The sequence below is a fragment of the Ancylobacter aquaticus genome, from assembly GCF_004339465.1.
Classification (GTDB): domain Bacteria; phylum Pseudomonadota; class Alphaproteobacteria; order Rhizobiales; family Xanthobacteraceae; genus Ancylobacter; species Ancylobacter aquaticus.
Map to the genome: position 1 here is coordinate 669,823 of NZ_SMFY01000001.1, position 23,177 is coordinate 692,999.

24 protein-coding genes are annotated in these 23,177 nt (G+C 68.0%); 11 read left to right on the forward strand and 13 right to left on the reverse strand.

The features are described 5' to 3' along the window. Positions 1-38: 38 nt before the first annotated feature. The 5 genes from EV667_RS03100 to EV667_RS03120 form a co-directional block, all read right to left on the reverse strand. Positions 39-2,831, reverse strand: coding sequence for a [protein-PII] uridylyltransferase (locus EV667_RS03100; protein ID WP_131833853.1), 2,793 nt, complete (start codon positions 2,829-2,831; stop codon positions 39-41). Positions 2,832-3,065: 234 nt separating this feature from the next. Next, positions 3,066-3,641 (reverse strand): PRC-barrel domain-containing protein, encoded by a 576-nt coding sequence (locus EV667_RS03105; RefSeq protein WP_131833854.1) that lies wholly within the window; start codon positions 3,639-3,641, stop codon positions 3,066-3,068. A 132-nt stretch (positions 3,642-3,773) separates the two neighbouring features. Continuing rightward, positions 3,774-4,250, reverse strand: coding sequence for a hypothetical protein (locus EV667_RS03110; RefSeq protein ID WP_131833855.1), 477 nt, complete (start codon positions 4,248-4,250; stop codon positions 3,774-3,776). 243 nt (positions 4,251-4,493) lie between these two features. Next, entirely contained in the window at positions 4,494-5,822 is a 1,329-nt protein-coding gene (locus EV667_RS03115; RefSeq protein ID WP_131833856.1) for a sensor histidine kinase, read from the reverse strand. 10 nt (positions 5,823-5,832) lie between these two features. After that, complete coding sequence (locus tag EV667_RS03120; RefSeq protein ID WP_131833857.1) at positions 5,833-6,636, reverse strand: response regulator; 804 nt, start codon at positions 6,634-6,636, stop codon at positions 5,833-5,835. A 201-nt stretch (positions 6,637-6,837) separates the two neighbouring features. Here EV667_RS03120 and EV667_RS03125 point away from each other — a divergent pair, with 201 nt between their 5' ends. Then, a complete protein-coding gene (locus tag EV667_RS03125) occupies positions 6,838-7,071 on the forward strand; it encodes a NepR family anti-sigma factor (protein WP_131833858.1) in 234 nt (77 codons plus the stop codon). After that, entirely contained in the window at positions 7,068-7,619 is a 552-nt protein-coding gene (locus EV667_RS03130) for a sigma-70 family RNA polymerase sigma factor (RefSeq protein ID WP_026221278.1), read from the forward strand. Before EV667_RS03125 ends, EV667_RS03130 begins: the two co-directional genes overlap by 4 nt. A 149-nt stretch (positions 7,620-7,768) precedes the next feature. Here EV667_RS03130 and EV667_RS03135 read toward each other — a convergent pair whose 3' ends face one another. Further along, positions 7,769-7,942: a DUF1328 domain-containing protein gene (locus tag EV667_RS03135; RefSeq protein ID WP_018389091.1), complete on the reverse strand. Its 174-nt coding sequence runs from the start codon at positions 7,940-7,942 to the stop codon at positions 7,769-7,771. 226 nt (positions 7,943-8,168) lie between these two features. Here EV667_RS03135 and EV667_RS03140 point away from each other — a divergent pair, with 226 nt between their 5' ends. Further along, complete coding sequence (locus tag EV667_RS03140) at positions 8,169-8,981, forward strand: class I SAM-dependent methyltransferase (protein ID WP_245515948.1); 813 nt, start codon at positions 8,169-8,171, stop codon at positions 8,979-8,981. A gap of 37 nt (positions 8,982-9,018) precedes the next feature. Here the strand turns inward: EV667_RS03140 and EV667_RS03145 are convergent, their stop codons facing one another. Both EV667_RS03145 and EV667_RS03150 read right to left on the reverse strand, forming a co-directional pair. Further along, on the reverse strand, positions 9,019-9,921 hold the full coding sequence (locus EV667_RS03145; protein ID WP_131833860.1) for a LysR family transcriptional regulator: 903 nt from the start codon (positions 9,919-9,921) through the stop codon (positions 9,019-9,021). 94 nt (positions 9,922-10,015) lie between these two features. After that, complete coding sequence (locus EV667_RS03150; RefSeq protein ID WP_131833861.1) at positions 10,016-11,221, reverse strand: DNA recombination protein RmuC; 1,206 nt, start codon at positions 11,219-11,221, stop codon at positions 10,016-10,018. 110 nt (positions 11,222-11,331) lie between these two features. On the opposite strand from EV667_RS03150, the gene def reads away from it, so the two are divergent. The 4 genes from def to EV667_RS03170 all read left to right on the forward strand — a co-directional run bounded on the left by def (position 11,332) and on the right by EV667_RS03170 (position 13,915). Next, a complete protein-coding gene (def, locus tag EV667_RS03155; protein WP_131833862.1) occupies positions 11,332-11,889 on the forward strand; it encodes a peptide deformylase in 558 nt (185 codons plus the stop codon). A 46-nt stretch (positions 11,890-11,935) separates the two neighbouring features. Then, on the forward strand, positions 11,936-12,856 hold the full coding sequence (fmt, locus tag EV667_RS03160) for a methionyl-tRNA formyltransferase (protein WP_131833863.1): 921 nt from the start codon (positions 11,936-11,938) through the stop codon (positions 12,854-12,856). Then, a complete protein-coding gene (locus tag EV667_RS03165) occupies positions 12,853-13,302 on the forward strand; it encodes a GNAT family N-acetyltransferase (protein WP_131833864.1) in 450 nt (149 codons plus the stop codon). Before fmt ends, EV667_RS03165 begins: the two co-directional genes overlap by 4 nt. A gap of 355 nt (positions 13,303-13,657) precedes the next feature. Next, the gene (locus tag EV667_RS03170; RefSeq protein WP_131833865.1) at positions 13,658-13,915 is read left to right on the forward strand and encodes a YMGG-like glycine zipper-containing protein; all 258 of its coding nucleotides are present in this window, start codon (positions 13,658-13,660) and stop codon (positions 13,913-13,915) included. A 78-nt stretch (positions 13,916-13,993) separates the two neighbouring features. Here EV667_RS03170 and EV667_RS03175 read toward each other — a convergent pair whose 3' ends face one another. Continuing rightward, a complete protein-coding gene (locus EV667_RS03175; protein ID WP_131833866.1) occupies positions 13,994-14,614 on the reverse strand; it encodes a S24 family peptidase in 621 nt (206 codons plus the stop codon). Between the two features lie 155 nt (positions 14,615-14,769). On the opposite strand from EV667_RS03175, the gene EV667_RS03180 reads away from it, so the two are divergent. From EV667_RS03180 to EV667_RS03190, 3 genes are read left to right on the forward strand one after another with little or no spacing between them, the layout of a single operon-like run. Further along, entirely contained in the window at positions 14,770-16,215 is a 1,446-nt protein-coding gene (locus EV667_RS03180; protein ID WP_131833867.1) for a pyridoxal phosphate-dependent decarboxylase family protein, read from the forward strand. A gap of 36 nt (positions 16,216-16,251) precedes the next feature. Then, a complete protein-coding gene (locus EV667_RS03185) occupies positions 16,252-16,614 on the forward strand; it encodes a DUF952 domain-containing protein (protein ID WP_131833868.1) in 363 nt (120 codons plus the stop codon). 4 nt (positions 16,615-16,618) lie between these two features. After that, the gene (locus tag EV667_RS03190; RefSeq protein WP_131833869.1) at positions 16,619-17,701 is read left to right on the forward strand and encodes a quinone-dependent dihydroorotate dehydrogenase; all 1,083 of its coding nucleotides are present in this window, start codon (positions 16,619-16,621) and stop codon (positions 17,699-17,701) included. A gap of 58 nt (positions 17,702-17,759) precedes the next feature. Here EV667_RS03190 and EV667_RS03195 read toward each other — a convergent pair whose 3' ends face one another. Genes EV667_RS03195 through EV667_RS03210 form a run of 4 tightly spaced genes read right to left on the reverse strand, consistent with a single transcriptional unit; the run spans position 17,760 to position 22,151 of the window. Then, positions 17,760-19,085, reverse strand: coding sequence for an MATE family efflux transporter (locus tag EV667_RS03195; RefSeq protein ID WP_131833870.1), 1,326 nt, complete (start codon positions 19,083-19,085; stop codon positions 17,760-17,762). Positions 19,086-19,095: 10 nt separating this feature from the next. Continuing rightward, positions 19,096-19,371, reverse strand: coding sequence for a DUF6460 domain-containing protein (locus EV667_RS03200; protein ID WP_131833871.1), 276 nt, complete (start codon positions 19,369-19,371; stop codon positions 19,096-19,098). A 3-nt stretch (positions 19,372-19,374) separates the two neighbouring features. After that, positions 19,375-21,087, reverse strand: a complete 1,713-nt coding sequence (locus EV667_RS03205; protein ID WP_131833872.1) for a cisplatin damage response ATP-dependent DNA ligase — start codon at positions 21,085-21,087, stop codon at positions 19,375-19,377. Then, positions 21,084-22,151: a ligase-associated DNA damage response exonuclease gene (locus tag EV667_RS03210; RefSeq protein WP_131833873.1), complete on the reverse strand. Its 1,068-nt coding sequence runs from the start codon at positions 22,149-22,151 to the stop codon at positions 21,084-21,086. The genes EV667_RS03205 and EV667_RS03210 overlap by 4 nt, the downstream gene beginning before the upstream one ends. A 50-nt stretch (positions 22,152-22,201) precedes the next feature. Here EV667_RS03210 and EV667_RS03215 point away from each other — a divergent pair, with 50 nt between their 5' ends. Next, positions 22,202-23,128 (forward strand): class I SAM-dependent methyltransferase, encoded by a 927-nt coding sequence (locus tag EV667_RS03215; RefSeq protein ID WP_131833874.1) that lies wholly within the window; start codon positions 22,202-22,204, stop codon positions 23,126-23,128. The last annotated feature ends 49 nt before the right edge of the window (positions 23,129-23,177 follow it).

Consider the following 23,177-nt stretch of genomic DNA (forward strand, 5'->3'; position numbering starts at 1 on the left):
TTTAAGCGGGGGTTAAGGGGCGATTTCGGGAAGGCCCCCTACGCCGCATTGGCCTCGTCGTCGGCGTCGAGTACCTGCAGCAGGGCGCGGCGGATGGCGGAGTGGCGGGCGGCGCCCATGATCTTGGCGCCCATCAGGTCGGTGACGTAGAACACGTCCACCGCGCGCTCGCCGAAAGTGGCGATGTGCGCCGAGGCGATGTTGAGATTGAGCCGCGACAGCGTCTGCGTCAGCCCGTAGAGCAGGCCCGGCCGGTCGAGCCCCGTCACCTCGATCACGGTGTGGCGGTTCGACCAGGAATTGTTGAGCGTGACCTCGGGCTCCACGGTGAAGGCGCGCGGGCGCTTCGGCGTGCGCCGGGCCACCACCTCGGGCAGCCGGATCTCGCCGGCCAGCGCCTTCTCGATGGCAGCGGCGATGCGGTCGGCGCGGCGCACCTCGTCCTCGTCCTGCTCGAAGGCGCGGGTCAGCGAGATGGTGTCGAGCGCCCGCCCGTCGGTGGTGGTGCTGATCTGGGCGTCGACGATATGCGCCCCGGCGCTGGCGCAGGCCCCGGCGATGACCGCCAGCAGCTTGGGATGGTCGGGCGCGAAGACGGTGAGTTCGGTGATGCCGCGTTTGGGGTCGGTATCGGCGCGGGTGGCCAGCGCCTTGCCGTGTTCCTCGGTCTCGCGGATGAAGCGCGCATGCTCCATCTGGTGCATGCGGTCGGTCTGCAGCCAGTAGGTGGGGTAGTGGCGGCCCATATAGGCGTCGAGCGCGGCGGCGTCCCAGCCGTTGAGGGCGGCGCGCAGCTCGCCCTGCGCGCGGGCGACCCGCAGATTGCGGTTGCTCTCGGAGAACCCGCCGGTGATGACCGGCTCGGTCTCGTGATAGAGCGTGCGCAGCAGCTGCGACTTCCAGTTGTTCCACACCCCCGGCCCGACGGCGCGGATGTCCGCGGTGGTGAGGATCAGGAGGAGCTTCATCCGCTCGAGATTCTGCACCACGGCGGCGAAGTTCTCGATCGTCTTGCGGTCGGAGAGGTCGCGCGACTGGGCGATGGTGGACATGGTGAGGTGCTGCTCGATCAGCCATGCCACCGTATCGGTGTCGACCGCGTTGAGGCCGAAGCGCGGGCACAGGCGGCGGGCGACGCGGGCGCCGGCGATGGAATGGTCCTCCGGCCGGCCCTTGGCGATGTCGTGCAGCAGCACGGCGATATAGAGCAGCGTGCGGTTCTTGATCTGTGGCATCAACTCGTTGGCCAGCCCGTAATCGGGGCGGTCGCCGCGCTCGATCTGCGAGAGCGCGCCGATGGAGCGGATGAGATGCTCGTCCACCGTGTAGGAATGGTACATGTTGAACTGCATCATCGCGACGATGCGGCCGAATTCCGGGATGAAGCGGCCGAGCACGCCGGTCTCGTTCATCCGCCGCAGCACGATCTCCGGCGTTTCCTTCGAGGTAAGGATCTCGACGAACAGCCGGTTGGCTTCCGGGCTCTCGCGCAGATTGTGGTCGATGAGCTTGAGCGAGCGCGTGGCGAGGCGCATGGCGTCCGGGTGGAAGTTCAGCCCATGCTTGCCGGCGAGATGAAAAATACGGATGAGATTGAGCGGATTGCGGCCGAAGGCGCTGGCATCGGCGACATTGATGCGGTCATTGTCGACGATGAAATCGGCGCTTTCCTTCAGCGTGCGCCGGCCCGAGCGGCGCAGCCGGGCGATCATCCGGTCGAGGCGCGGCACCGGCTTGTCGTGGCGCTCCTCCAGCGCGGCGGAGACGATGGCGGTGAGATCGCCGACATCCTTCGCCACCAGGAAATAGTGCTTCATGAAGCGCTCGACATCCTTCAGCCCGGGATGGGCGAGGTAGCCGAGACGCTCGGCCATTTCGCGCTGCAGGTCGAAGGATAGCCGCTCCTCCGGCTTGCCGGTGAGAAAATGCAGGTGGCAGCGCACCGACCAGAGGAAATTCTCGCAGCGGCGGAAGATCTTGGCTTCCTCGGCGGTGAACACCCCCTTGGCGACGAGCTCGCGCGTTTCGTGCACGCGGTAGACATATTTGGCGATCCAGAACAGCGTGTGCAGGTCACGAAGGCCGCCCTTGCCGTCCTTCACATTGGGCTCGACCACATAGCGCGACTGGCCGGCGCGCTTGAGGCGTTCCTCGCGCTCGTTCAGCTTGGCGGCGACGAACTCGACCGCCGTGCCCTGCACCACCTCGTTGTCGAAGCGGGCGACCAGTTCGTCGAACAGCTTCTTCTCGCCGATCAGCAGCCGCGCTTCCAGCAGCGAGGTGCGGATCGTCATGTCGCCGCGCGCCTGGCGGATGCACTCGTCGACCGAGCGGGTGGCGTGGCCGACCTTGAGCCCCATGTCCCACAGCACGTAGAGAATGGCCTCGGCGACGCTTTCGCCCCAGGCGGTCTGCTTGTAGGGCAGCAGGAACAGGATATCGGTGTCGGAGCCCGGCGCCATGAGCCCGCGCCCATAGCCGCCGACCGCAACGATCGCCATGCGCTCGGAGGTGGAGGGGTTGTCGGAGGGATAGAGCGTCTTGACCGCCAGCTCATGGACCAGCGTGATGATCTCGTCCTGCAGCCGCGACAGACGCTCGGCGCAGCGCCGGCCGGAGCCCTCTACCATCAGCCAGCGCTCGGCGACCTGGTGGCCGTGCTGATAGGCGGTCTTCAGCCGCCGCGCCAATTGCGTTCGCAACTCGATCTCGCGGCCGGGCTGTCCCTTGTCGAGCACCTCGCGCGCCAGCGCGGCGAGCTCGACGCGCATGGCGTCGATGTCGAACAGGTCCTTGAAGGGATGGTCGGGGCGGCGGCGGGATTCGGTCATGGCGGGGTCCGGCTGGTCGGATATCCGCTTTACCCGATCCGGCGCCCCCCGTCATCGTGCGCCGCCGTGAAGGAAGGCGTGCCTTTTCGCGAAAGCAGCGCCGAGGGGGCCCGGCCCCCCCTGAAACGAGATATGCCCGGCGCGAGGGCCGGGCATATCTATCCTGACGGCACGGCTGGCGCCGGCGGTCGCTACATGAGGGCCGCGCGCAGCGGCCGAACCGTTAGGGCTGGATCAGTTGGTGGTGGCGCCGGTGCTGGGCGTCTCCGCGCGGGCCTGCTCCAGGCTCTTGAATTCCGGCGCCGCGTTCAGCTCTTCCTTGGAGAGCGTAACGACAACCTTCTCGCCGTCATCGGTCGGGGTGGCGGTCAGCGAATCGAACGATACCGCGACCGGCTTGGCGCCGATGCCGAGGAAGCCGCCGACATCGATCACCACGGCGACGATGCTGCCATCGCGCTCGACGAGCACGTCGCTGATCGAACCGAGCTTCTCGTCAGTGGCGGTCACGACCTCGGTGCCGGTGAGGTCCGAACCGAGCCACTGGCCCGAGCTCTGGGCGTTGACGAATTTGGGCGTGGCCGGGGTGGCCATCGCCGCGCCGGCCGGAGCCGCGCTATCGGCGGTGCCGGGCGTCGGGGTGGTCGCCGGCATCTCGGCCGCCGGGGCCTGCGGGTTGCCAGCGTCCGGCTGAACCGGGCTGGCGGCGGGCGGCGTGGTGGTCTCGGGGGCCGGGCTCTGGGCGAAGGCAACCGCCGGGGCGAGCGCCAGGGCAGCGGCGGCGGTGAGTGTCGCGAGCTTGCTGGTCATCGTCATCTCCGTCGTGTTTCAGGATTTCAAAGTCAGATCGATTGCTCGATCATCTGCAGTAGAAACGTAACGGAATGGAAGAAGTTCCAGTTATTTTTCGATTTGTGCCAGAGGTATATTATTATGAACGGATCAGCCGCGACCGATCATCGACGCATCAGCGACGCAAACCGTCAGCTCTTCGGTCGATAGACTGGATTTGGTCACGCCCAGCGCCGACAGGCACCCCTTGGGCGTGCGGGTGGCGCGCGCGGGCGCCACGGGAGCGATCTCCGGCTGGTTGGTGACGACGGTGGGCGTTTGCGTGCTGGCCGGCGCCCGGACCGGGACGATCACCGCCGGGGAGTCCGATGACATCTTGGGGCGCGACGACACCGCAGGGCGCGGCGCAACGTCCAAACGCGCACCCTTGCCGCTGCGATTGACGAGATGCGCCTGACGCGCGCCCGCTTCGGGGCCAAAGGCTTCGATCGCCATGGCTTGCGGGGCCACCCGCGTCATCGACCCCGTGGCAAGGGCGCCGGCGGCAAGCGGCACCATGAGAGCAACGCCGGTCGCGGCGCCGAGAAGATAGGCTGAACCTTTGAAGATGCTGTCGATGCCCGTCATCACGGCTCTCCTTCCGGCTGTATCCGCAGGCAGCCGCCATCGGCACAGCGACGTGAACCACGCCGCCGCCGGAGCTTGTCCGCAGACGATTTGCATCGGTGAAATCTGGGCGGCGACCACGTCGCCGTCATATTAACGTTAATGCGCAGGAGGGCTCCGCGTTCCCGCCGACGATCACGTTTTCGCGTGGGGGAAGGGGGGCGCCGCCGGGGAACGTGTCGCCGACGGGGCCGGGCCGCGCGATCAGCGGTCCGGGATGAGGTGATATTCCGGCACGATAACGGTGCAGACGAGGCCGGTGGCCGCGAAGTCGAGATTGACCGTGCCATCGAGGGCGCGGGCCAGGTTGCGTTCGATCACCAGCGAGCCGAAGCCGCGCCCGGCGGGCTTGGTGACGGGCGGTCCGCCGCGCTCGCGCCAGGAAAGCTCGAAACCGCCGCCGGATTCGGCCGAGCGCTGCGCCCAGATGATGTCGACATGGCCGGTCGGCACTGAAAGCGCGCCATATTTGGCCGCATTGGTGGAGAGTTCGTGGATGGCGAGGCCGATATTCTGCGCCGCCTCCGGCTTGAGGAACAGGTTGGGTCCCTCGATGGTGAACTGGCTGTTCTCGCGGTCGAGATGATGGCCAAGCTGCGAGCGCACCATTTCGGGCAGCGAGGCGCCATACCAGCTCTCCTGCACCAGCAGATCGTGCGATTTGGACAGAGCCTGCAGCCGGGCGCTGAAGATTTCCACGAAACCATCGATCGAGCCGGCGTGACGGGCGGTCTGCCGGGCCATGGCCTGGATCACCGCCAGCAGGTTCTTCGAGCGGTGGGTCAGTTCGCGCATGAGAAGGCGCAGGTGCTGCTCGTTCTCCTTGCGCTCGGTCACATCGACGGCGGCGCCGGTGAGCCCCACCGTGGTGCCGGCGAGGTCTCGCAGCGGGTCGATATGGATGTCATACCAGCATTTGCGGCCGGCTTCCTCGATCTCGATCTCGCCCTTGCGTGAGGCCGAGGCGGCCAGCGCCTCGCGCTTCAGCAGCGTCAGCGCCTGTGCCTGCCCCTCGCCGAGCAGATCGGCATCGGTGGAACCGAGGACCCGTTCCACCGGAAAGCCGAACAGCGGCTTGCTGACCGAGGTGTAGTTCAGCTCGCGATCCTGCGTGAAGATCGCGACATTGGAGCCGCGCAGCGCCATCTCGTAGCGCTGCAGGGCGGTGGCGAGTTCCAGCGTGAGCCGGCGTTGCTCGCTCACTGCCTGCCGGGGCATCGGCATGTCGAGCAGCGCCCCGAAATTCGACCACAGCGCCACCGCCCCGATGAGGTTCAGCAGGCTGATGCCCAGCCGCACTGCCGTCGGCAGCATCGGGTAGGTGTTGCCGGTGTCGAAGATGACGAGCAGCGACAGCAGGCCGAACATCAGCACCAGGGTTGCCAGAAGCAAGCCCAGGAGCCGTGTGCGGAGGGCGAGATTGCGGCGCAGGTGCAGCAGGCGCACCAGCCCCACGAAAATCGCCAGCGACGACAGGACCGTGATCCAGCGCGCAGCGTTGTCGACGAGGTCGATATTGTCGGGCAGGGGCATTTATCTGCGCTCAGGCGGTGGCGCGCTGCTCCCGCGGGCGGGCGCGTCGCTCGAAGAACAGCGCCTGGCTGATAACGGCGGCGACGGTCGACGGCTGGAAGGGCTTGGCGATCAGGAACGCCGGCTCCGGGCGAATGCCAGTGAGGAAGCGCTCGGGATAGGCGGTGATGAAGATGACCGGGACTTCCGTCTTCTCGATCAGCTCATTCACCGCATCGAGCCCCGACGAACCGTCGGCCAGCTGGATATCGGCGAGGATGAGTCCGGGCGCCTTGCGCCGTGCCAGATCCACCGCTTCGGTGTGGGTGCGGGCGATGCCGGTGACGCGGTGGCCGAGGCCCTCCACGAGGCCCTCAAGATCGAGCGCAATGAAGGGCTCGTCTTCGATGATGAGCACGTCGGTGGCGATTTCCGCCGCCAGTTCGCGCCCGGCATCCTCGACCAGTTTGCGCAGGGTCGGCACGTCGATCTGCAGGATGCCGGCGGCCTCTTCTTCCGTGAACCCTTCCAGAGAGACCAGAAGGAAGGCCTGCCGCACCACCGGGGTGATGTGACCCAGGCGCCGCTCGCCCTGCAGCGGGGCGGGGACGGCGTCGACCTGCGCGTTCAACGCAACCGAATCCCACAGGCGCGTGAGAAGGCTGTAGAGCGCCACGCGGGGGTCCACGGAGCGGTCAAGCGTGCTGGGGTCGGCGATGAGGGTCTCTAGCATGGCCGTAACATAGGCATCGCCAGCCGATTGGCTGCCACTCAGTGCGCGCGCATAGCGGCGCAGAAAGGGCAGGTGCTGCGCGACAAGTTGAGAAGTGCTCACTCGCGTCTCCCCGAAGCTGCAATTGTGAAGCGGCTGTTAACGCATGATGGAGCGTTCGGTTCCAGAGTACGCAAAAAATTTATGTGCTGCACCGACAATTCCCCGGAACCGTTTCGCGTCTGGGTCGTTGTGACTGCGTATCTAGCGACGGAGCCAACTCCTCTCGACCATTCCGGGGGCTCGATGTCGGGAAAGAAATTGATGAGTGACGATCATTCCGAGAGCGTGTCCGCTGCGGCGAATGGGCTTTCTTCACATCACGAAGGCGGAAAGGAAACCGTCCTCGGCAGCGAAATCCAGGCCAAGATCGGCCAGCACCTGCGGGCCATGTATGACGACGTGGTGCGCCAAGGCGTGCCGGATCGGTTCATGGACCTTCTTTCCAAGCTCGACAAGGCGGACACCCCGTCCAGTGAGGGCGGAGGACGGAAGTGAGCAGGTTCGATCCGACCTTGCGCGACGAGATTATCGCCGCGATTCCCAATCTTCGGGCCTTTGCCATCTCGCTGTCGGGCAGCGTCGATCGCGCGGACGATCTGGTGCAGGAGACGCTGTTGCGCGCCTTCGCCAACATTTCCAGCTTTCGGCCGGGGACCAACCTGCCGGCCTGGCTGTTCACCATCCTGCGCAACCTCTTTCGTTCCGAGTACCGCAAGCGCCGGCGCGAAGTGCCGGACTCGGACGGCGCGTTCGCCGCGACGCTGACCAGCAATCCCGACCAGAACACCCATCTGGACTTCGAGGATTTCCGCGCGGCTCTCGAACAACTGCCTTCCGACCAGCGCGAGGCGCTGGTGCTTGTTGGTGCCTCGGGCTTTTCCTATGAGGAAGCTGCCGACATCTGCCAATGCGCGGTGGGCACCATCAAGAGCCGGGTGAACCGCGCGCGCAAGCGCCTCGGCGAAATGCTGGCGCTGGACGATGCCAGCGATTTCGGCCCCGACAAGACCACGCGGGCGGTTCTTGCCGCCGAGCGCACCTGACCGGCCTTAAAGCCGCCTTCGCCTGACCGGCCCCGTTCGGCACGATGACCTTCGCACATACAGCTGTCCAACTCGCACCCCCACGCGAGAACGCCCCCGGTTTCGGCCGGGGGCGTTTGTGTGTTGAGTCACTCAGGAACGAGCGCCGGTCAGGGCGCGCGTCCCCGGCGCATGAAGCCGAACACCGCCGACACCAGAAACAGGATGATGGCGACGAAAAAGATGATCTTGGCGATTTCGATGGCGGTCCCGGCGATGCCGCCGAAGCCGAGAACGGCGGCGATCAAAGCCACCACGAGAAAAGTCAGCGCCCAACCCAGCATGTAAGCCTCCACGTCGATCCGCGGCGTGCGCCGCGTCGCGGGATAAACCGTCCAAAGCGAATACGGTTCCGCCCATGCATGCCGGCTACACAGAGCGCTGCTTTGCTGACGCAAAGTTACAATACCTGCTGCCGACGCCTGCCGCTGCTGTCTGCCGTCTGTCTTGTTACCTGCCCGCACGTGCGTATGCTGCGCGTTTGTTCAGGTCTCGATGAAGGTGATGCACATGAGCGTCCGGGCGCGACTGAGACCCTTCCTGCCCAAGCGCGTTCTTCGGTGGGAAGATGCGATATTGCGACCCCGCCCCATGGGCTATCAATTTCCCTACGCCGATGTAAAAGAAGTCTACGAAGATATTGCTCGTAAATATGATTATAACGGCGATATGCTTGCGTTTTTTTCGGAAAATGATGTCGGAATTGTTCACAAATGGCACCACTATATTCCGCTTTACGATCGATATTTTTCGCCGTTTCGCGGCGGTAAAGTAAAATTTCTGGAGATCGGGGTCAGCAAGGGTGGAAGCTTGCAGATGTGGCGGAAATATTTCGGGCCCGACGCCCTCATCCACGGGATCGATATCGACCCGGAATGCATCAAGTATGACGGAGTGGCCGGGAAGGTCCGGATCGGGTCGCAGGACGACGTGGCCTTCCTGCAGTCCGTCGTCGACGAAATGGGTGGCGTGGACATCGTCCTCGACGATGGCAGCCACCAGATGAAGCACCTCCGCGTGTCGCTGGAGGCGTTGTTCGGCCGCCTAAGCGATGGCGGGATATATGTGATCGAGGACCTCCATACCGCCTATTGGCGGGATTTCGGCGGCGGCTACAGGGCCAGGCGCAATTTCTTCCGCTACATCGGCGAGGTGATTGCCGACATCCATCACTGGTATCACTGGAACGGCGTCGTTCATCCCTCCGTCAGCTCTCATTGCACGGGCATTCACGTGCACGACTCCATGGTCATCCTGGAGAAGGGTGTTGTTCACAAGCCGGTATCGTCGCAAGTCGGTGCGAAGGAGCGCGTGGCGGGCTGAGGCCTGTTCGGAGAGCGCCGGCGCGCAGATCAGCCGCTCAAATCCGCTCGGTCAGCCCCGGTGCGACAGCGCGCGCCTCGGCCAGCAGGGCGGTGACGATCGGTGTCATCGGCTCGCGGTCGAGCACGACGAGGCCCATCTGGTGCAGCACCTCCGGCCCCTCGATCGGGAGGGAGCGGATGTTGGCGGGAAAGGCGAATACGTCCGCCAGCGTGTTGGCGACCACGCTCGCCCATTTGCCGGTCCGCACATGCGAGAGCAGGGCGATGGTGGAGTTGGCTTCCAGCATGGGAACAATCTTGGCGTGGCCCGCCTCGGCGAGCTGCTTGTCGACGATGCGGCGGTTCTGCATGTCGGGGGTGAGCAGGCACAGCGGCACCTGTGCGACATCTTCCCATGTCACCGTGGTGCGGTCTCCCAGCGGGGCACCGACGGAAGTCAGGAAGCGGTAGCCTTCCTTGTAGAGCGGCACGGTCTTCAGCCGGCCAAGCGGGTCGTTGTCGAGATAGGTGATGCCGGCGTCTGCCTCCAAATTCTCGATCAGCCGCAGCACCTCGTTGGAGGAGGCGGAAATGAGGGTGAAGCGCACATCGGCATGCTTGGCGTGGAACGGCGTGGTGAGCTCGGAGAGCATCGGCATGGCGGTGGGAATGGCGGCGATGCGCAGATGGCCCGAAAGTCCCTTGCGCATGCCGGCGATTTCCTGCCGCATGGCGCGCACGTCGCCGATGACCCGCCGCGCCCATTGCAGCGCCCGCTCGCCTTCCGGGGTGAAGCCGATGAAGCGCGAGCCGCGCTCGACGAGGCGCACGCCGAGCTGTTCCTCAAGCTGCTTGAGGCCGGCCGAGAGGGTGGGCTGGGTGACGCCGCAGGATTCGGCGGCGCGGCCGAAATGGCGCTCCTTTGCGAGGGCGAGCAGAAGTTCAAAACGGTCGATCACGCGGGAGGCTTTCTGAGACGTCACGATAGAAACGTTCTATCAAACTATCAGCAAAGCCTCATCCTGCGAATTGGACGGATTAAAGACGGGCGCGTTATTCCGCCGCGCCGCGCAGTGAAGATGTGGACAGCGGCGGGGTCGGCAGCAGCTCTGGCAGCGGATCGCCTGCCGGCCCGTCCGCCTCGAATTCGAGCTGCTCGATGCGTTCCCCGCGCCGGGCGATCTTGTCGGCGGAGGTCAGCGCCTGCGCCACGTCCTCGTTCATCTGGCCGAAATGCCGCTGCAGATTGCCGACGCGCTCGCGCAGCCGCACTACGTCGGCGACCAGCTTGCCGCATTCGGCGCGGATGAGGTCGGCCTGCTCGCGCATGCGGGCGTCTTTGCAGATAGACTGCACCACCTGCACGGCGAGCATCAGCAGCGAGGGCGAGACGAGGATGACGCGGGCTCGAAAGGCCTGCTGGATGATGTCGTCGAAATGCTCGTGCAACTCGCCATAGACGGATTCGGACGGCACGAACATCAGCGCCACGTCCTGCGTCTCGCCGCTGATGAGGTAGCGCTCGGCAATGTCCTTCACATGCCGCCCGACATCCCCCTTCAGCCGCGCCTCGGCCGGCTTGCGGGCCTCCGGCGTCCGCGCCTCGCGAAAGGCGGTGATCGCCTCCAGCGGGAATTTGGAATCGACCAGCAGCGGACGCTTGTCGCCGGGCAGGAAGATCGCGCAATCGGCGCGCCGGCCATTGCCCAGCGTGTGCTGGAAGGCGAAGCTGTCACGCGGCAGGGCGTCCGACACGATGGCCTGCAGTCGTCCCTCGCCAAAGGCGCCGCGCGCCTGCTTGTTGGACAGCGTCTCGCGCAGGCTCATCACCTGTCCCGAGAGTTCGCCGAGGCTGGCCCGCGCCTGGTCGACAATGGCGAGCCGGTCGTTGAGCCGCGCGAGGTTCTCATGCGTCGCCTCGCTGGCGCGGGCGAGGCTTTCGCCCATGCGGTGGGAGGAAGCGTCGAGCCGCTCGGCCACCGCCCGCGCGAGTTCGCCCTGACGGTGCGCCAGAACCTCGGCCATGGACTGCACCCGCCCCACGGTTTCCGCCTGGGTGCGGGCCAATTCGACCAGCCGCATTTCCAGCTCGTCCGCGCGGCGCGCCTGCTCGTCCGCCTCGCTCGCGTTCTGCCGGGCGCTGCGGGAGACCGCGCGCAGCACCGCCACCAGCAGCAGGAAAGCCAGCGCCGCCGCGCCGCCCACCATCTGCGCCAGCGTCACGGGATGACCGCCGATGACGAACAGAACCTGATCCATGACCCGCTTCTAGCAGATTCGACGCGGGACGCGAACGTAGAGTGAACATCCAGTGCAATCCGGGCATTCGTTCCGTTGACCGAAGCCCGGCCAGCGATTATCTGGACGCCATGTCGATACGTCCTCTTGTGATCCTCCCCGATACCCGCCTGCGCCAGCTCTCCGATCCCGTCATGCGGGTGGATGCGCGCATACGTTCCATCGTCGAGGACATGTTCGAGACCATGTATGACGCGCCCGGCATCGGGCTGGCAGCGATCCAGGTCGGGGTTCCCGAGCGCATCGTCACCGTCGATGTCGGCCCGCGCGAAGCCAGGGCCGAAGGTGCCGACGACGAGGAAGCCGAGCGCGAGAAGCACCCGATCGCGCTGATCAACCCGGAAATCATCGCCTCTTCGGAGGAGTTGTCGGTCTATTCCGAGGGCTGCCTGTCGATTCCCGAATATTACGCCGATGTCGAGCGGCCGGCGCGCGTGCGGGTCCGCTATATGGACCTGAACGGCGAGACGCAGGAGATCGACGCCGACGGGCTGCTCGCCACCTGCGTGCAGCACGAGATCGACCATCTGAACGGCGTGCTGTTCATCGACCATATCTCCAAGCTCAAGCGCGACCGGGTGATCACCAAGTTCACCAAGCTCGCGAAGAAGGAGCGCGACGGGGTCTGACCCCCGCCGCCCGCCGCTCCCTTTTCGACCGTCGCCGGGAGGTCTGATGCGCATCGTCTTCATGGGCACGCCGGATTTCGCCGTGCCGACGCTGGTCGAGATTGTCGGTGCCGGCCACGAGGTGGTGGCCGCCTATACCCGCGCGCCGGCCCCGGCCGGGCGGCGCGGGCTCGATCTCGTGCCCTCGCCGGTGCACCGCGCCGCCGAGCGGCTCGGCATTCCGGTGCTGACGCCGTCGACACTGCGCACCGAAGAGGCGGCCGAGGCCTTCGCCGCCCATGAGGCGGAGGCCGCTGTCGTGGTCGCCTATGGCCGCATTCTTCCGCAGGCCATCCTCGACCTGCCGACGCTGGGCTGCCTGAACCTGCACGCCTCGCTGCTGCCACGCTGGCGCGGTGCGGCGCCGATCCAGCGCGCCATCATGGCCGGCGACAGCGAGACCGGGGTCGCCGTGATGAAGATGGAGGCCGGGCTCGACACTGGGCCGGTGGGTCTTGTCGAGCGTGTGGCCATCGGGCCGGACATGACGGCGGGCGAACTGCACGACCGGCTGATGATCGTCGGGGGCGATCTCATGGGACGGGCGCTGGCGGGGTTGCAGCGCGGGGCGCTTTCGTTCCAGCCGCAGCCAGCCGAGGGCGTGACCTATGCCGCCAAGATCGACAAGGGCGAAACCCGCATCGACTGGAGCAAGCCGGCACAGGCGGTGCACGACCATATCCGCGGCCTCTCGCCGTTCCCCGGCGCGTGGTTCGATCTCGCCGGCACGCGGGTGAAGGTGCTGCGCTCGACGCGGACGGACGGCGCCGGCGCCCCCGGCACGCTGCTGGACGGGGCGCTGACCATCGCCTGCGGGGCGGGTGGCGCGGTGCGGCTCGTCGAGGTGCAGAAGGCCGGCAGCCGGGCGATGGCGGCGGACGAGTTCTTGCGCGGCAGTGACCTTGCCGCAGGCATGGTGCTGGCATGACGGATATTCGCGCGCTCAACCCCGACGATCACGCGCTCTGGCTGCCGCTCTGGCAGGCCTATCTCACCTTCTACGAGGCCGAGCTTCCCGCCGACGTGACGCAGACGACGTGGCAACGCCTGCTCGACCCCGCCGAGCCGGTGCATGGCGCGCTGGCCTTCGACGAGGGCGGGCAGGCCGTCGGCTTCACCCACTGGTTGTTCCATCGCTCCACCTGGTGGGTAGGCGATGTGTGCTACCTCAACGACCTTTTCGTCGACGCCAGCCAGCGCGGGCGCGGGCTGGGTCAGGCTCTGATCGCCCATGTCGCGGCCGACGCGACGGCGAAGGGGAGCCCCAAGGTCTATTGGCTGACGCACGAGACCAACCTGACGGCGCAGCGGCTCTATAATGGCGTGGCCGAGCGCACCGGCTTCATCCAGTACCGCAAGCCGCTGCAGCCTTGAGGGCCGGACTGCCGGAGGCCGATCCGGGTCGTGCCATCAGGCGGGCGATCCCGGCTCTCCGCTGCGCTGCGATTGGAGCGCCTCGCTGGTTTCGGCCGCGAAATCGGGCACGACGTCTCCACGCCGGATGGTCATGGAGACCTCCCCGAAAAAATCCATCAGCTCGGCGCGGCGGCGGGTGCAAGGCCGCAATCCTCGCCCTTCTTCCTGAACGTGGAACCGACGCGGCAGGTGCACGTTACCTCAACGGTCGTCTGCCGGCCGCGTCATGCGCGCGCTGGTGCGGCCGTCGACATCGGGGAAATGCCGTCGCGATCTGCTGGGCAGGTCCGGCATGCTCAAGAGGAGAGGGATCATGCTCAAGATCGTTGTGCTTTCGCTGGCCACGCTCAGCATCGCAGCCTGCACCACCACGGAACGCCGCGCCACCGGCGGTGCGCTCATCGGTGGCGGCACCGGCGCGGTGATCGGCGGTCTGGCGGGTGGCGGCACCGGCGCGGCGGTGGGTGCGGCGGTTGGCGCCGGCACGGGCGCTGTGATCGGCGCGGCGACCTCCCCCGGCGACTGCTACGCCTATGATCGCTATGGCCGCCGCGTGGCGGTGCGCTGCTGACCGCAGGCGCCCAACGAGCTTCGAGAGGCGGCCCCCACGCGGGGCCGTTTCCACATCAGGGGCTTTACGGGGAGGCTGTTACTGGCTTGCCCACAGCACCCGGGCGATCCAGGCGATTTCGCCGTCCTGCAGCATCCGGTCGGGATGCTCGGGGTTGAGCGAACGCAGTTCCACCGTGCGGGCGGTCTGGCGCTTCAGCTCTTTGGCTAGCACCTCGCCCTCCCGGGTCTTCACCACCACCCGGTCGCCGCGCCGGATCGGCGCTGCGGGCGACACCACGACGACATCGCCGTCGCGGTACAGCGGCAGCATGGAATCGCCCGCGATCTCCAGCGCATAAGCGTGTTCGTCCCCCACATTGGGAAAGGCGATCTCGTCCCAGGCGCCGCCGACCGGAAAGCCCGCATCGTCGAAAAAGCCGCCTTCGCCCGCCTGGGCGAAACCGATGAGCGGAATGGCGCGACGTCCCGAACCATCCATCAGCGCCATGAAATCGTCGAGGCTGGTGCCGGTGGCGGCCAGCACCTTGGCGATGCTCTCAGTGGAGGGCCAGCGCGGCCGCCCGTCCGGCGCCTCGCGCTTGGAGCGGTTGAAGGTGGTGGCGTCCAGCCCGGCGCGCCGGGCGAGGGCCGAGGCGCTGAGGCCCAGCCGTTCCGCCAGCGTGTCCAGGGCGCGCCAGATATGCGCGTGGCTGAGCATGATTCGCGATCGGATTTTTATCTGATGAATAGGAATTATACCCTATTCCCGCCGCTGTCCAGCCTCTTTGCCGCGCTTTCGAGGCGTCCGACGGCCGGCTCTGGACAGGGCGCGCGCCCCGCCTAGGATGGCCGCCCTTCGGGGCAAGGGCCGGGATGACACGAGACGACGCGCCAGACGAGGATACCGAGGCCCTACTGCTGGCGGCGGCGCGCCGTGCCATTGCCTATCGCAGGGCGCTGCCGGCGCACCAGCGGGCGCCGGCAAGCTATGGCGACTGCGTCGCCGCCTTCGACGAGGCGCTGCCCGAGCAGGGCATGGCGGCGCCAGAGGTGCTGGCGGCGCTGGTGGCGCGGGCTGAGCCGGGCCTGCACGCTTCCACCGGGCCGCGATTCTTCGGCTGGGTCATCGGCAATTCCCACCCGGTCGGAGTCGCCGCCGACTGGCTGACCGCCGCCTGGGGCCAGAACACCGCCAATCATGTGGCCGCGCCCGCCGCCGCCGCCGCCGAGACGGTGGCCGCGCGCTGGCTGCTGGAGCTGCTGCGCCTGCCGGCGGAAAGCTCGGTCGGCTTCGTCACCGGCGCCACCATGGCAAGCTTCGTCGCCCTCGCCGCCGCGCGGGGCGAGGTGCTGGCGCGGGCGGGGTGGGACGTGGAGGCGCAGGGCCTGTTCGGCGCCCCGCCGGTGCGGGTGCTGATCGGCGAGGAGGCCCACGCCAGTGTCTTTTCCGCCCTACATTATCTCGGCTTCGGCAAGGCGAGCCTGATCCGCGTGCCGGCCGACGCGCAGGGCGTGATGCAGCCCGCCGCCTTCGAGGAGCGGCTCGCCCGCGACGTGCCCAAAGGCGCGCCGCTGATCGTGGTGACGCAGGCCGGGCATATCCATAGCGGCGTCACCGACGCCCATGAGCGGCTCGTGCCGCTCGCCCGCGCGCGCGGCGGCTGGGTGCATGTGGACGGCGCCTTCGGCCTCTGGGCGCGGGCCTGCCCCACGCGCGCGCACCTCGCCTGTGGGGTCGAGGGCGCCGATTCCTGGGCCACGGACGGGCATAAATGGCTGCAGACGCCGTTCGATTGCGGCTATGCCATCGTGCGCAATGCCGCCGCCCATCGCCGGGCGATGACGATTGCCGCCAGCTACCTGCCGCCGGTGAGCGAGCATGAGCGCGACCCTTCCCACTATGTGCCGGAGCTTTCGCGCCGCGCCCGGGGCTTCGCCACCTGGGCGCTGCTGCGCCATTTCGGCCGGGCCGGCATCGCCGCCATGGTGGAGCGCCATTGCGCGCAGGCGCGGCTGCTGGCGGGGCTGCTCGCCGCCACGCCGGGGATCACGGTGCTGAACGAGGTGGCGCTGAACCAGGTGGCGGTGCGCTTCGGCGGAGAGGCGGACATCGCCGCCGGCGATACGCTGACCCGCGCCACTCTCGCGGCGGTGCAAGAGGACGGCACCTGCTTCGCCGCCGGGGCGAACTGGCGGGGGCGCTGGATCATGCGGCTCTCGGTGATCGGCGCCTCTACCACCGATGACGACATCCGCCTCTCCGCGCAGGCCATCATCCAGGCCTGGCGCCGCGTTGCCAGTGCGGCCGAGGGCGGGTAGGACGGGCCGCGACGGCAATTCGCGGGGGATACGGACATGGCAGTGGCGCAGGCAACCCTCATCTACAAGATCGCGCCGCGCACGCTCTGGCAGGCGGCCGAGGCCGCCGGGCGGTTCGAGGGTGCGCCGGTCGACGTGGCGGACGGCTTCACCCATTTCTCGACCGCCGGGCAGGTTGCCGAGACGGCGGCCAGGCATTTCGCGGGACAGGACGATCTGCTGCTGGTCGCCATACGCACCGAGCGCCTCGATCCGGCACTGCTGCGCTGGGAGCCCTCGCGCGGGGGCGACCTGTTCCCCCATCTCTATGGCCCGCTCTCTCTCGACGCGGTGGCCTATACACGCGAGCTGCCGCTGGGCCCGCATGGGCGCCATGTGTTTCCCGCGCTGGAAGGATGACCTCATGAGCCGTCTGCTCGACCTCGCGCTTCCTTTTGCCCGGCTGATGGACCCGGAGACCGCGCACGGGCTTTCCATCCGCGCGCTGGCCTGCCTGCCGCCCCGGCCCACGCCGGTGGACGATTCCCGTCTCGCCGTCTCGGCCTTCGGCCTCGCCTTTCCCAACCCGGTGGGGCTGGCGGCGGGCTTCGACAAGGAAGCGGAGGTGCCGGACGCGATGCTCGGCGCCGGCTTCGGCTTTGTTGAGGTCGGCACCATCACTCCGCGCCCGCAGCCCGGAAATGCGCGCCCGCGCAATTTCCGCCTCACCGAGGACCGCGCGGTGATCAACCGCTACGGCTTCAACAGCGGCGGGCATGCGCCGGCGCTGGCGCGGCTCACCGCCCGCAACGCGCGCGGGGCGCCCGGCCTTGTCGGGGTGAATGTCGGGGCCAACAAGGATTCGACGGACCGCGCCGCCGACTATGTCTCCGGCATCCGTGCCTTTGCCGGGGTGGCGGGCTATTTCACCGCCAATGTCTCCTCGCCCAACACGCCGGGCCTGCGCGACCTGCAGGAGGAGCACGCTCTGGACGAGCTTCTGGCGCGGGTGGTGGAGGCGCGTGACGCGGCCGCCCCCGGCGTGCCGCTGCTGCTGAAGATCGCGCCCGATCTCGCGCTGCCCCATCTCGACGGCGTGGTGACGGTGGCGCGCCGGCGGCGGATCGACGGGCTGATCGTCTCCAACACCACCATCGCCCGCCCGTCCGGCCTGCGCTCCCCTTTCAAGGGCGAGACCGGCGGGCTTTCCGGCCGGCCGCTGTTTTCTCTCTCCACCCGCATGCTGGCGGAAACCTATGTGCGGGTGGACGGCGCCTTCCCGCTGATCGGGGTGGGCGGCATCGACAGCCCCGCCACCGCGCTCGCCAAGATCGAAGCCGGGGCGAGCCTGGTGCAGCTCTATTCCGGGCTGGTCTATGAGGGACTGGGGCTGGTGGAGAAGATCAAGGAGGGCCTGGTGGCGCGTCTGGCGCGCGAAAACGCGACGCTCGCAACGCTGACCGGACGCCGCGCGCGCGAACTGGTGGCGGCGCCGTTCCCGGCTTGAGCAATAAGCTGGAGCATTTTCTCGTCGCGAAAGTCTGTCAACTTTCGCGGGAAATGCTCTAGCCGAACGTTCTTCGCTCCAGCGCCGGCAGCCGCAGCGCCAGAAACACCCCGCGCCCGGAAATGAAGGCGAGATAGGCGAGCCACAGGCCGGTATTGCCGAGCGGCAGCGTCAGCCACCAGGCGAGGAAGAACAGCGCCACCGCCGGCAGCATCATGTTGCGCATGTCGCGCGCCCAGGTCGAGCCGGCATAGATGCCGTCATAGGCGAAGGCGGCGACGCCGAGCAACGGGGTCAGCGCCGCCAGCGGCAGGAAGGCGCGGCCGACCTCGCGCACCTGCTCATTGGCCGAGAGCAGGTCGATCAGCGGTCCGCCTCCCGCCAGAAGCAGCGCGGAGGCGGGCGCGGCGAAGCCGAAGCCCCAGAACAGAACCAGCCGCACCGCGCGCCGAAAACCAGCCCGGTCCTTCGCCCCCACGCTCTGCCCGCAGATCTGTTCGGCGGCGGTGGAGAAACCGTCGAGGAAGAAGGCCGAGACCATGACGATGTTGTAGAGCACCGCATTGGCGGCCAGCGTCACGTCGTCCTGCCGGGCGCCCTGCGCGGTGAAGAACAGGATCACGCTCATAATCAGCGCGGTGCGGACCATGATGTCGCGGTTCACCGCCACCGTCTCGATCAGCCGGGCACGGTCGAGCACGGTGCGCCACGGCACCCGCCAGTCACGGCCCACCAGCCGGGCGGCGGCCATGAGGCCGAACAGCGTGCCGGTGATTTCCGCCAGCACATTGGCGCTCGCCGCGCCGGCGATGCCGAAATCCCACCACAGCACCAGCAGCACGGTGGCGACCGCGTTCACGGCGGCGATGAGGATCTGCAGGCCGAGGCCGATATCGGTGCGGGCGATGCCGACCAGCCAGCCGAGCACGGCGAAATTGCCGATGGCGAAGGGCGCCGACAGGATGCGTATGGAGAAATAGAGCGTTGCCGCGCTGCGCACCCCCTCGCTGGCGCCCATGCCGAGAAAGGCGAGATCGGCCAGCGGGGCGTGCAGCACGATAAGCACGAGGCCGATGGCGGCGGCGATCAACAGTGCCCGCACCAGCACGGCGCGCAGTTCCACCCGTTCGCCGCGCCCCAGCGCCTGCGCGGTGAGGCCTGCCGTGCCCATGCGGATCGAGCCGAAAATCCAGAAGGCGAAATCGAACAGCAGCGCGCCCAGCGCCACCGCGCCGAGCAGCACCGCATCGCCCAGCCTGCCAATGGCCCCGGTGGCGACCAGCCCGAGCACCGGCGTCGTCATCTGCGCCAGCGTCGCCGGCAGCGCGATGGCGAGAAAGCGCCGGGACGTGACCTCGACCCGGCCGGCGAGCGCGAGGCTCACGCTCACGGGATCAGCGGCCGCGGTTGGCGATGCGCAGGATGAGCCAGAGCGGGATGACGATGACGGCGCCGAGGACGAAATAGCGCCACAGACGCTCGATCGCCTCGAAGCTGAAATTGAACAAATGCCGCAGCAGGCTCTCCAGGCTCGAGAGAATGTTCAGCGGGTCGAGCCCCAGCGCGGCAAGTATGACGCCGACCACCACCGAGAGCGCGATCAGCCGCAGCAGCACCCAGAAGGGCGAGCCGCCCATCCATCGGGAGAGACTGTTGTTGGTGTCGGCCATGAATCAGGCTCCCTCGGCAGGCGAACGCTGCTTCCCTAGCACGGCCGCCGCCCGGCGGGGAGCGTGGCTTTGGTCACCGCCGCCGTCGCCATCGCCGATCATTCGCTCCAGCGTCTCCAGCCGGTCGGCCTCGCCGGGCGGCTTGTCCCAGCGCAGCCGGGCGATGCGGGGAAAACGCATGGCGAGCCCGGAGCGGTGGCGGGTGGAGCGGGCCAGCCCCTCGAACGCGACCTCCACCACCAGCCCTTCGGTTTGCGTGTGCACCACCTCGCGCACCGGGCCGAAGCGGTTCACCGTGTGGCGGCGCACGAAGCGGTCGATCTCGATCAGCTCGGCATCGGTGAAGCCGAAATAGGCCTTGCCGACCGGCACCAGTTCGCCCGCTTCCGTCCAAACCCCGAAGGTGTAGTCGGAATAATAGGAGGAACGCTTTCCGTGGCCGCGCTGGGCGTACATCAGCACGGCATCGACGCTGTGCGGGTCGCGCTTCCATTTCCACCATGGGCCCTTGGGGCGGCCGGGCAGATAAAGACTGTCCGCGCGCTTGAGCATCACCCCTTCCACCGCCTCGGCATCCGCCTCCGCGCCATGGGCGGCGGGGTCGGCGCGGGCCTCGGCGAGGTCGTCCCAGCTTGCAAACGGCACGAGGGGGGAGAGGTCGAGCCGCCCCTGCGCGGGATGGGCGGCGACCAGCGCCTCCAGCCGCGCCCGCCGCACCGCGAAAGGGCGTTCGCGCAGATCCTCGTCCGCCTCTACCAGCAGGTCATAGGCGCGGATATGGGCGGGAAACTCCATCAGCAGCTTGGGCGAGACCGTCTTCCGGTTCAGCCGCTGCTGCAGCACGTTGAAGGACTGCACCCGCCCCTCGCGCAGGATGAGCAGTTCGCCGTCCACCACCCCGTCGAAGGCCAGCGCTTCGGCAAGGTCGGGGAAGGCGCCGGAAATATCCTCGCCGGTGCGGCTGTAGAGCCGCGTGACGTGCTGCCCGTCCTGCCCCGCCGCTCGCGCGGCCTGCACGCGTATGCCGTCCCATTTCCATTCGGCGCGGAATTCCGCCGGGTCGAGCCGGCCGATATCCGTCTCTTCAAGCGGATGGGAGAGCATCACCGGGCGGAACGGGGCGGGGTCCTCGGTCTCGGGCTTGGGCCCATGCCCCTCGGCCCAGGCGAACAGTTCCAGATAGGGCGGCGTCAGCCCCGGCCAGACCAGCTCGATCGCGTCCGGCGCGTGGTCGCCCAGTGCCGCCACGGCCGTTTTGGCGAGGCGGGCCGAGACACCGATGCGCAGCCCCCCGGTGATGAGCTTCAACAGCGCCCAGCGCCCGGTCTCGTCCAGCCGGTCGAGCAGCGCGGTCAGCACCGCCGGCATCTCGGCGCGGCCTATGTGGGTGAAGGTTTCGACGATGGCCGAGAGCGGCGGCGGTTCGGTGTCGTTCAGCCCGTGCGGCGCCGGCCACATCAGCGCCACCGTCTCCGAGAGGTCGCCGACATAGTCATAGGAGAGGGCGAACAGCACCGGGTCGGTGCGCTCGCCGATGAGTTGGCGGATCAGGCCGGGCTTGGCGTTGCGGAAGGACAGCGCGCCGGTGAGCGCCGCCAGCGCCCAGCCGCGCTCGGGGTCGGGCGTGTGGCGGAAATAATCGGCGATGAGCCGAATCTTGCCGTTGCGGCGCGGCTCATAGGCGAGGCGGTCGAGCAAAGCGGCGAAACGGTTCACGGCGTCGCCTCCGGAGTTTCGGCGGGCGTCGTGGCCGCCTCCGCCTCGGGGGTGGCGCTCTCGCCCTCTTCCTCGCCATAGCCGACCATGTGCAGCGGCCGCGCGCGCAAGCCGGCGAGCGTTGCCCAATGCACCAGCGCGTCTTCCTGCCCGTGCGTCACCCACAACTCCTCGCAGCCGGTGGCGCGGATGGCGACCTGCAATTCGTCCCAGTCCGCATGGTCGGAAATGATCAGCGGCAGCTCGACGCCGTTCTGCCGGGCGCGGGCGCGGATGCGCATCCAGCCCGAGGCAAAGGCGGTGACGGGATCGGGAAAGCGCCGCGACCACACATCGGCCAGCGCGCCCGGCGGGCACAGCACCACCGCGCCGGCGCGCTCGGCCGGGGAGGCGTCGCGGGCCGGGCGGGTGTCGCCGAGGTCGATGCCCTGCGTGCGGTAATAGGCGGTCAGCTTCTCCATGGCACCGTGCAGCAGGATCGGCCGGTCGTGCCCTGCGGCGCGCAGCAGCGCCATCACCCGCTGCGCCTTGCCCAGCGCATAGGCGCCGACGAGATGCGCCCGCTCGGGAAACAGCGCCAGCGAGGCGGTGAGCTTGGCGATCTCGTCGGCCGCGGGGGGATGGCGGAACACCGGCAGGCCGAAGGTCGCCTCGGAGATGAAGACGTGGCAGGGCACCGGCTCGAACGGCACGGCGGTGGGGTCGGCGCCCGGCTTGTAGTCGCCCGAGGCGACGATGGTGCAGCCGCGCCATTCCAGCGCGATCTGCGCGCTGCCCAGAATATGGCCGGCGGGATGGAAGGTGACGCCGACGCCGTTCACATCCAGCCGCGCGCCATAATCGGCTGCCTGCACCGTGCCGGCAAAGGCCTCGCCATAGCGAATGGCCATGATCTCCAGCGTCTGGCGCGTCGCCATGACCGCGCCGTGGCCGGACCGGGCATGATCCGAATGGCCATGGGTGATCAGCGCCCGCGCCACCGGCCGCGTCGGGTCGATGAAGAAGTCGCCGGCCGGCGAATAAAGCCCCTGTGGGGTGGTGTGGAGAAGCTCTTCCGGGCGCATGGTGGAACCTATATAGGGCGCCCTCCAGCTTTTTCGCGAGACCCCCGCACATGGCCCCCGGCCGGCTCATTCTTTCCTCCGGCGACCCCACGGTCGATCGCCGGATCGACTGGGCGCGCGCGCTGATGGACGAGGGTAAGGCCGCCGACGCGGCCGAGCTTCTCACCGAGGCGGTGGCCCGCGCCGGCCATTACGCGCCGGGCTGGTTCCTGCTCGGCGAGGCCCGTGAGGCGGCCCGCGATGCGCCCGGCGCCCGCGCCGCCTTCGAGCAGGCGCTCGCTCTCGATCCTGCCGACACGCTGGGTGCCACGCTGCGCCTCGCCCGGCTGGAGGGCGAGGTGGCGGGCATGAGTCCGGCCTATGTCCGCGCTTTGTTCGATCAATATGCCGACCGTTTCGACGCCGCGCTGGCCCGGCTGGATTATCGCGGGCCGGAAGTGATCGACGCCGCGCTGGCCGGTGTCTGCGCGCGGCTGGAACGCTCCTTCGCCTTCGCGCACGGGCTGGATCTCGGCTGCGGCACCGGGCTGGTCGGCACCCGCCTTGTCGACCGCATCGGCACGATGGAGGGCGTCGATCTTTCGCCCAACATGGTGGCGCTGGCCCGGCGGCGGAACATCTATGACACGCTGGCGGCCGGCGAGATGGTCGCCTACCTGCGCGAGCGGCAGGCGCGCGAGGTCGATCTGGTCTTTGCCGGCGACGCCTTCTGCTACCTCGACGACCTCGCCCCCATCCTTGGCGAGAGCCGCCGCGTGCTGGAGCCGGGCGGGCTGCTGGCCTTCACCACCGAAACCCATGACGGCACGGGGGTGCTGCTGCGCGACACGCTGCGCTTCGCCCATGCGCCGGACTATGTGCGGGAGGCCCTGGCCGGAGCGGGGCTGGGCCTGATCGCCTTTACCGATGAATGGGCGCGCAAGGAACACAACCGGCCGGTGCCCGGCCTGGTCGTGGTGGCGCAGCGCGAGGAGTGAGCGAGACCGGGCTCCCCCTCGCAATTGCGCGGCGAGGCATTAGCTTGTC

Excerpts from the sequence above, each read along its gene's own strand:
- EV667_RS03100 (WP_131833853.1), bottom strand. The coding sequence starts at position 2,831 with ATGACCGAATCCCGCCGCCGCCCCGACCATCCCTTCAAGGACCTGTTC.
- EV667_RS03105 (WP_131833854.1), bottom strand. The coding sequence starts at position 3,641 with ATGACCAGCAAGCTCGCGACACTCACCGCCGCCGCTGCCCTGGCGCTC.
- EV667_RS03110 (WP_131833855.1), bottom strand. The coding sequence starts at position 4,250 with ATGACGGGCATCGACAGCATCTTCAAAGGTTCAGCCTATCTTCTCGGC.
- EV667_RS03115 (WP_131833856.1), bottom strand. The coding sequence starts at position 5,822 with ATGCCCCTGCCCGACAATATCGACCTCGTCGACAACGCTGCGCGCTGG.
- EV667_RS03125 (WP_131833858.1), top strand. The coding sequence starts at position 6,838 with ATGAGTGACGATCATTCCGAGAGCGTGTCCGCTGCGGCGAATGGGCTT.
- EV667_RS03135 (WP_018389091.1), bottom strand. The coding sequence starts at position 7,942 with ATGCTGGGTTGGGCGCTGACTTTTCTCGTGGTGGCTTTGATCGCCGCC.
- EV667_RS03140 (WP_245515948.1), top strand. The coding sequence starts at position 8,169 with ATGAGCGTCCGGGCGCGACTGAGACCCTTCCTGCCCAAGCGCGTTCTT.
- EV667_RS03150 (WP_131833861.1), bottom strand. The coding sequence starts at position 11,221 with ATGGATCAGGTTCTGTTCGTCATCGGCGGTCATCCCGTGACGCTGGCG.
- def (WP_131833862.1), top strand. The coding sequence starts at position 11,332 with ATGTCGATACGTCCTCTTGTGATCCTCCCCGATACCCGCCTGCGCCAG.
- fmt (WP_131833863.1), top strand. The coding sequence starts at position 11,936 with ATGCGCATCGTCTTCATGGGCACGCCGGATTTCGCCGTGCCGACGCTG.
- EV667_RS03165 (WP_131833864.1), top strand. The coding sequence starts at position 12,853 with ATGACGGATATTCGCGCGCTCAACCCCGACGATCACGCGCTCTGGCTG.
- EV667_RS03170 (WP_131833865.1), top strand. The coding sequence starts at position 13,658 with ATGCTCAAGATCGTTGTGCTTTCGCTGGCCACGCTCAGCATCGCAGCC.
- EV667_RS03175 (WP_131833866.1), bottom strand. The coding sequence starts at position 14,614 with ATGCTCAGCCACGCGCATATCTGGCGCGCCCTGGACACGCTGGCGGAA.
- EV667_RS03180 (WP_131833867.1), top strand. The coding sequence starts at position 14,770 with ATGACACGAGACGACGCGCCAGACGAGGATACCGAGGCCCTACTGCTG.
- EV667_RS03185 (WP_131833868.1), top strand. The coding sequence starts at position 16,252 with ATGGCAGTGGCGCAGGCAACCCTCATCTACAAGATCGCGCCGCGCACG.
- EV667_RS03190 (WP_131833869.1), top strand. The coding sequence starts at position 16,619 with ATGAGCCGTCTGCTCGACCTCGCGCTTCCTTTTGCCCGGCTGATGGAC.
- EV667_RS03200 (WP_131833871.1), bottom strand. The coding sequence starts at position 19,371 with ATGGCCGACACCAACAACAGTCTCTCCCGATGGATGGGCGGCTCGCCC.
- EV667_RS03210 (WP_131833873.1), bottom strand. The coding sequence starts at position 22,151 with ATGCGCCCGGAAGAGCTTCTCCACACCACCCCACAGGGGCTTTATTCG.
- EV667_RS03215 (WP_131833874.1), top strand. The coding sequence starts at position 22,202 with ATGGCCCCCGGCCGGCTCATTCTTTCCTCCGGCGACCCCACGGTCGAT.